This is a genomic window from Herbaspirillum sp. B65, from assembly GCF_000333555.1.
GTDB lineage: Bacteria > Pseudomonadota > Gammaproteobacteria > Burkholderiales > Burkholderiaceae_D > Herbaspirillum > Herbaspirillum rubrisubalbicans.
Map to the genome: position 1 here is coordinate 1 of NZ_BADI01000772.1, position 6,621 is coordinate 6,621.

Genomic DNA, 6,621 nt, shown 5'->3' on the forward strand with positions numbered 1-6,621 from the left:
CAAGCAAGCGCAGGAGCAGGGCTTGCGACTGTTGAAGAAAGTCGGGCTGGAACACAAGGCCAAGGACTATCCCGGCACCTTGTCCGGGGGGCAGAAGCAGCGCGTGGCGATTGCCCGTGCCCTGGCCATGGAACCCAAGGTCATGCTGTTTGATGAGCCGACCTCGGCACTGGACCCGGAACTGGTCGGCGAAGTGCTGCAAGTGATGCAGGACCTGGCGGCCGACGGCATGACCATGCTTATCGTCACCCATGAAATGGGCTTTGCGCGCGAAGTAGCCGATGTGGTGGTAGTGATGGATCATGGCAGCATCGTCGAATCCGGCGCGCCCTCGGCCATCTTTACCGAACCGCGCGAGGCGCGTACCCGCAGCTTCTTGCAAACCATGCTGGCTCGCGAGGTGGCGCATGGTGCTTGAGCTCAAGTCGCAACCGGTACCGCTGCAGGCCCGCGGCCCGCAGCGGACCAGCGCCATCCAGTTCGTCGGCGAACTGGGCCGTATTGCTGCCGTGCCCTGGAAGAACGAAGGTGGCCAGACCCGTGAACTGTGCGTGGAGCCAGCCGATGCGGATTTCGCCCATTTCGTGTGGCGCGTGAGCGTGGCCGATGTGGGTGTCGATGGTGAATTCTCGACCTTCGATGGCATCGACCGCACCATCGTCCTGCTGGAGGGCGGTGGCTTCACCATGCACAGCCAGGGTCGCCAGGTGCAGGATCTGGCGCAATGCTTCGTCCCCCATGCGTTCCCGGGTGAACAAGCCATCAGCGTGCGCCTGCATGGCGCACCGACCCTGGATTTCAACCTGATGGTGCGGCGTGAGCGCGCACAGGGCAGGGTGGTGGTCTTGGGTGACATCCAGGAGCGTCGCCTGCCAGCGGCTACCGTGCTGGTCTATGTCGCCCAGGGGGCGGCTTGCCTGTCGGACCAGCATGGCCTGCGCCAGACCTTGCGCCGAGGCGAATTTGCCCGCCTGCGCGAGGAGCCGGCGGCAACGCTCCCCGATCTGCTCTGCGCCCCGGACTCGGTGGTGCTGGCAGTGTGCATTGACCGCAAGGGGTGACGAAAGCCGTCCTGCCCCCATGCTCAACGCGCCGAGCCTTCCCGCCCTCGCGGTTTCACCCGCTGCAAGCGGCCTGGGAGCGCCCGGCATACACTACAGAATCGCCAACATAAGGGTGAGCATATGGCATCGCTCAGCGAACAAACGCCACAACACCTGAATCAACAAGATGAACCTCAAGCGGCGGGTACTTTGTTTTGCCCGCTGGCCTTGCTGCCCCAGGGTTGGTGCCGCGACGTACTGCTGCGCTGGGATAGCAGCGGCAGCTTGATCGCGGTCCAGGCCGACAGCCAGCGCGGTCAGGCCGACCTGGCCGCAGGGCCGGTGATTGCAGGGATGCCCAATCTGCATTCGCACGCCTTCCAGCGCGCCATGGCGGGCTTGACCGAAGTCATGGGCAGTCCCTCGGACTCCTTCTGGAGCTGGCGCAAGCTGATGTACCGTTTTGCCCAGCGCCTGCAGCCCGAGCACCAGGAAGCCATCGCCCGCCATCTGTACATCGAGATGCTCAAGGCCGGCTATACCTCGGTATGTGAATTCCATTACCTGCACCATGCGCCGGGCGGCGTGCCCTATGCCGACCGTGCCGAACTGGCGCTGTGCCTGATGCAGGCTGCCAGCCAGGCGGGCATCGGCATGACGCTCTTGCCGGTGCTGTACCAGTATGGCGGTTTTGGCAGCCAGCCCCCGTCGGGCGAGCAGGCGCGTTTCATCGGCTCGGCGCAGAGCCTGCTGGCCCTGCGCGAACGCCTGTTGCAAGCCCTGCCGGAAAACCCCATGCGCCGCTATGGCGTGGCCCCGCATTTCCTGCGCGCGGTGTCGCCGGCAGGGCTGGATGAATTGGTGCAGGCCTGCGCCGCCAGTCGGGGGGGCAGGATGCTCCCATTCACATTCATATCGCTGAACAGTGGCGTGAAGTCCAGGACTGCCTGGCCTGGTGCGCCCAGCGGCCGGTGCGATGGCTGCTCTCGCTGCAACAACTCGATGCACGCTGGTGCCTGATCCATGCCACCCCACATGGACCAGGGCGAATACCAGGCACTGGCGCCCAGTGGCGCCGTGGTCGGCCTGTGCCCAACCCCCGAAGCCAATCTCGGCGACGGCATCATCGATGCCGGACAATTGCTGCAATCGGCCACGCCCTGGGGCATCGGTTCGGACAGCAACATCGCCATCAACCTGCGCTCCGAACTGCGCTTGCTGGAATACGGCCAGCGCTTGCACCACCGCCGTCGCAACGTGCTGGCTTCGCCTGCCGAACCGGCTATCGCCGACCGTCTCTTCGCGCAGGCCGTGGCCGGTGGCGCTGCCGCCAGCGGGCGTGCGGTGGCCGGCTTGGCGCCGGGGCAGCGCGCCGACTTCGTGGTCCTCGACGGCGACGATGTCAACCTGGCCGACCGCAGTCCGGCGCAATTGCTGTCGGCATTGGTGTTCTGCGAACACGATGGCCAGCCGATCCGGGATGTCTATGTCGGTGGCCGCCAGGTGGTCGCGGCCGGCCATCATCGCTTGCAGGAAAGCGCCCGCGAGGCCTACCGTCAGGCAGTGGCCGATCTGTTGAAGGATTGAGGAAAACACGTCATGCAGCACGCTATCTTCCAACTACACCAGGGCAGTACGCCCTTGCTCATTTCCATGCCGCACGTCGGCACGCGCCTGCCGCAGGACTTGATGCCCGCCTTCAGCGACATCGGCTTGCAGGTCGATGACACCGATTGGCACATCGCTGAGCTGTATGACTTCGCCATCGGCCTGGGGGCGTCGGTGCTGCGTCCCGAGTATTCGCGCTACGTGATCGACCTGAATCGGCCGGCCGATGGGCAGAGCCTGTACCCGGGCCAGAACTCCACCGGCCTTTGTCCGCAGACCACCTTCGATAACCTGCCGCTGTATCGCCCCGGCTGCGCGCCCGATGCAGCCGAAGTGGCGCGGCGCCTGTCGCTGTACTGGCAGCCTTATCACGCCGCCTTGCAGGCTGAACTGGCGCGGCTCAAGGCCTTGCATGGCTATGCGCTGCTGTGGGATGCGCATTCGATCCGCTCGGTGATTCCCCACCTGTTCGAGGGCGAACTGCCGGTCTTCAACCTCGGTACGGCTAGCGGGAGCGCCTGCGCCGCCGGCCTGGGCGAAGAGCTGCTGGCGCTGGCACAGCAACTGGCGCCGCACTCTCCGGCCGTGCTCAATGGGCGCTTCAAGGGTGGCTATATCACGCGTCACTATGGGCAGCCGGCGCAGCGCATCCATGCCGTGCAACTGGAACTGGCCCAACGCAGCTACATGCAGGAGCAGGCCCCCTATGCGCTGCAGGACGATCTGGTCGCCCAGCTCAAACCGGTGCTGGCGCAACTGGTGTCGCGCTTCCTGGCGTTTCGTCCTGACTGAAGCCAGGGGCGGGTAGGAGCCGGATGGCCTGCCTCGTGCAGGCCGTTTTCGCTTTCGGGGCAGCCCGCGCAGGGCGCCATTTGATCCAGCGCAAATGCGCGCCTGCCGGGGCGCTGGAGCCCCTGCCGCTTGATACATGTCAAGTCGCTTCATCTGCAAGAGGCATAGGATGCAGTCATACGAAATCAACGCAATGTCTGTCACCCGCTGAGGTCATCATGTTCAAGAACATCCTGCTGGCAACCGATGGTTCGCGCCTGTGCAATGAGTCCGTGAAGGCCGCGATCGCCCTGGCCAAGAGCTGCGGCAGCAAGCTGGTTGGCTTGTCGGTGGCCGGCAATCTGCGTGCACTGTCGATTCCTGAAATCAGCGTCGGCGTGGATGTGGCGCGTACCGACGAAGCCGGCCGCGCACGTGCCCTGGCCAGCGTCGAGATGATTACCGCGATGGCGCGCGAAGAAGGCGTGCCTTGCACGGTGCAGGTGGCCCAGGGTGGTCGCCCCTACGAAGAAATCATGCGCGTGGCCGAGCTGGAGCACTGCGATGCCATCATCATGGCCTCCAAGGCACGCTCCACGCTGGGACGTCTGCTTCTGGGCAGCCAGACGCAAAAGCTGCTGGCACACAGCAAGGTGCCGGTGCTGGTTTATCGCTGATTTCAGAAAAGATGAAGCAATGTGCGCAGTAGCAGCGCACATCGGGCGGTTTCAAGAACCGTCATGAAGTTTTGTGGTGTGGAGGGTCGGGCCGTTCCTGTGGAAAGGGACGGCCCTTTTTTTTGGTCCGACGGATTGTCAATGACTGTAAGAATTCCTCAATCGACGTTAGCGGCGGCTAACAGCACTCTGTCCGTGCAAAGTTTTGCTGCCTGGCTCATCGCGCAGGATAGACTCACGCCGAAAACAGTTCCATGAGCCCCTGGCGCATCCGGCTTGCCGGAGGTGACCAGCGTTCATCAGCCATCGCACCACGCAGCCCTCCACGACATGAAAAAATTGAATCAGCCTTGCGCCTCGGCAACGGCGCTTGTGTTCCTGCTTTGCGCCCAACATGCTCTGGCCAAGGGCCTGTCGACCTCGGTCTCGCTGAGCGTCAGCGGTACCGTGACCAGTATCTCCGAGAGCCTGAGCGCAATTGCGTCGACCGGGCTGGCGCTGGCCAAGCTGGCGCACGGTGCCTACCAGGTGACCGATATCAGGGTCGCCGAAGATCGCGAGGACCAGATGCGACTCTCATTGCGCGCCCAGGGCGATGAGCCGCGCCCGGACCTTTACCTGTACCTGACTGCGCATGACTACGCGCAGGTCAATCTCGGCGTGGGGCAAACCGTGACCGCCATGCCCAAGCCCTATGGTTTGGCGTTCTACCAGCGCTACGAGACCCAGCCTTTCGTGGTGGTCCTCAACGACCAATGGATGGGCGATCTTCCTGCCCGGCAAGTGGTGTTGCAGTAACACTGCCGGTGGCCATTGCATGAATTTGTCCTGGCGCCGAGCCTGGTTGCAGGCCCTCCTGTGCCTGCTATGCATGGGTGGCATGGCAGTGGCGCACGGCGCCAATCTGTTCGTTTATTGCGACCAGACCCTGGAATTGAGCGCGGCCCAGAAGAACCGCCTGCTACTGCTGGCGGCTACCGTGCGCGATGAACTGCAGCGCTCGGGGGAGGGCAGTGCCATCATCTCGCGTTCGGCCATCAATCTGGATCGCTTCCAGATTCGCTATTCCCATGCCGGACTGGCGGTTCGCAACGATTCCCGCCCCCATTCTTCTATATGGCGCGTGCGCCAACTGTTCTACCGGTGCGAGAAAGACAAACCGGATATCTTCGACCAGGGTATCGCCGGCTTTCTGCTCGATAACGATAGCGCGTCCATGGCCTACGTTTCGCTGGTCTTTGTACCTGGAACACTGGGGCTGGAGATGCGCCGGGCGGCTTTGGATGACACCCTGTCCAGCCACCTGCTGGGGCAGCACTACAGTGCCAATGCCTATCCCTTTCCACCCAGTTCCAGAACTGCAACCAGTGGCTCATGGAGATGCTGGCCCTTGCCTGGGGCCAGTTGAGTCTGAAGGATGATGTGCGGGCCGCAGCCCAGCAGTGGTTGCGCCAGAGCGATTACCGGCCCACCGATATCGAGGTGCAGCACGACTACCTGATGTGGGCCAGCCATTTCATCCCGCTGCTGCACGATGAGGATCACCCTGCGGTCAACCTGGAGAAGAACTTGTACCAGGTCACCATGCCGGCCTCCATCGAGTCCTTCATTCATCGCCGTGATCCAGAGAGCTACCGCGTCGAACTGTGCATGAACGAAGAGCACATCGTGGTTCACCCAGGCTGGAGCCGCATTGCCGATGGCTGCGTGGCCGCCTCGGGTGACCGGGTGTTGCCCGTGAACTAGGGCCTGGAGAAAAACTGCTGCCTTTGTTACAGTCAGGCCTTGTTTTTCAAACGACAACTAGGAGCCCGCATTGACCAAGCCCCCTCACCAGGACCAAGGCGGCAACGCCTTCACCCGATTCTTTGCCCATGAAGCCGCTGGCGGCATCGTGCTGGCGATCGCCGCCGTGCTGGCCCTGGTGGTCAGCAACAGCGGCTGGCGCCAGGCTTACGAGGGCTTTACCCGGATCCAGGGAACGGTCGACATCGGCGGCCTGATCGTGCTCTCCAAACCCTTGCTGCTGTGGGTCAATGATCTGTGGATGGCGGTGTTCTTCTTCCTGGTCGGACTGGAAATCAAGCGCGAATTCGTCGAGGGCGAACTGGCCTCGCGCAAGCAGGCCATCCTGCCCGCTGCGGCTGCCCTGGGCGGCATGTTGGCGCCGGCCGGCATCTACGCCCTCATCAACCTGGGCGACCCGGTGGCCCTGCGCGGCTGGGCCATTCCAGCTGCCACCGACATCGCCTTTGCCATCGGCATCGTCATGCTGCTGGGCTCGCGCGTGCCGACGTCCCTGAAGGTGTTCCTGACGGCGGTGGCCATCATCGATGACCTGGGGGCCATCGTGGTGATTGCGCTGTTCTACACCGATCATCTGTCGCTGGCCATGCTGGGGGCAGCCGGGGTGGGCACGCTGTTGCTGCTGCTGCTCAATCGCAGTGGCGTGCGGCGTGCCGATGTCTATATCCTGGTCGGCCTGGTGGTCTGGGTCTGCGTGCTCAAGTCCGGCATCCACG

At 63.5% G+C, this 6,621-nt stretch carries 8 protein-coding genes and 1 pseudogene; all 9 read left to right on the top strand.

Annotation, left to right across the window (positions count from 1 at the left end):
* Window positions 1-418 (top strand): amino acid ABC transporter ATP-binding protein (locus I5W_RS18145; protein WP_044530278.1); only part of this gene is annotated, 418 nt, incomplete at its 5' end.
* Window positions 408-1,061, top strand: coding sequence for a HutD/Ves family protein (locus I5W_RS18150; protein WP_044530279.1), 654 nt, complete (start codon window positions 408-410; stop codon window positions 1,059-1,061). The genes I5W_RS18145 and I5W_RS18150, both read left to right, overlap by 11 nt.
* A gap of 123 nt (window positions 1,062-1,184) precedes the next feature.
* Window positions 1,185-2,063 (top strand): amidohydrolase family protein, encoded by an 879-nt coding sequence (locus I5W_RS34285; RefSeq protein ID WP_374702144.1) that lies wholly within the window; start codon window positions 1,185-1,187, stop codon window positions 2,061-2,063.
* Between the two features lie 3 nt (window positions 2,064-2,066).
* Window positions 2,067-2,630 carry an amidohydrolase family protein gene (locus I5W_RS34290; protein WP_374702145.1) on the top strand — a complete coding sequence of 188 codons (564 nt, stop codon included), beginning with the start codon at window positions 2,067-2,069 and terminating at the stop codon, window positions 2,628-2,630.
* A gap of 12 nt (window positions 2,631-2,642) precedes the next feature.
* Window positions 2,643-3,443 carry an N-formylglutamate deformylase gene (gene hutG / locus I5W_RS18160; protein WP_044530280.1) on the top strand — a complete coding sequence of 267 codons (801 nt, stop codon included), beginning with the start codon at window positions 2,643-2,645 and terminating at the stop codon, window positions 3,441-3,443.
* Between the two features lie 218 nt (window positions 3,444-3,661).
* On the top strand, window positions 3,662-4,099 hold the full coding sequence (locus I5W_RS18165) for a universal stress protein (RefSeq protein ID WP_017453553.1): 438 nt from the start codon (window positions 3,662-3,664) through the stop codon (window positions 4,097-4,099).
* A 330-nt stretch (window positions 4,100-4,429) separates the two neighbouring features.
* Window positions 4,430-4,897: a hypothetical protein gene (locus tag I5W_RS18170; RefSeq protein ID WP_252717099.1), complete on the top strand. Its 468-nt coding sequence runs from the start codon at window positions 4,430-4,432 to the stop codon at window positions 4,895-4,897.
* Window positions 4,898-4,979: 82 nt separating this feature from the next.
* Window positions 4,980-5,845, top strand: a pseudogene (locus tag I5W_RS18175) (DUF2145 domain-containing protein).
* Between the two features lie 70 nt (window positions 5,846-5,915).
* The coding region (gene nhaA / locus I5W_RS18180) for a Na+/H+ antiporter NhaA (protein ID WP_044530282.1) at window positions 5,916-6,621 on the top strand (706 nt) is incomplete at its 3' end.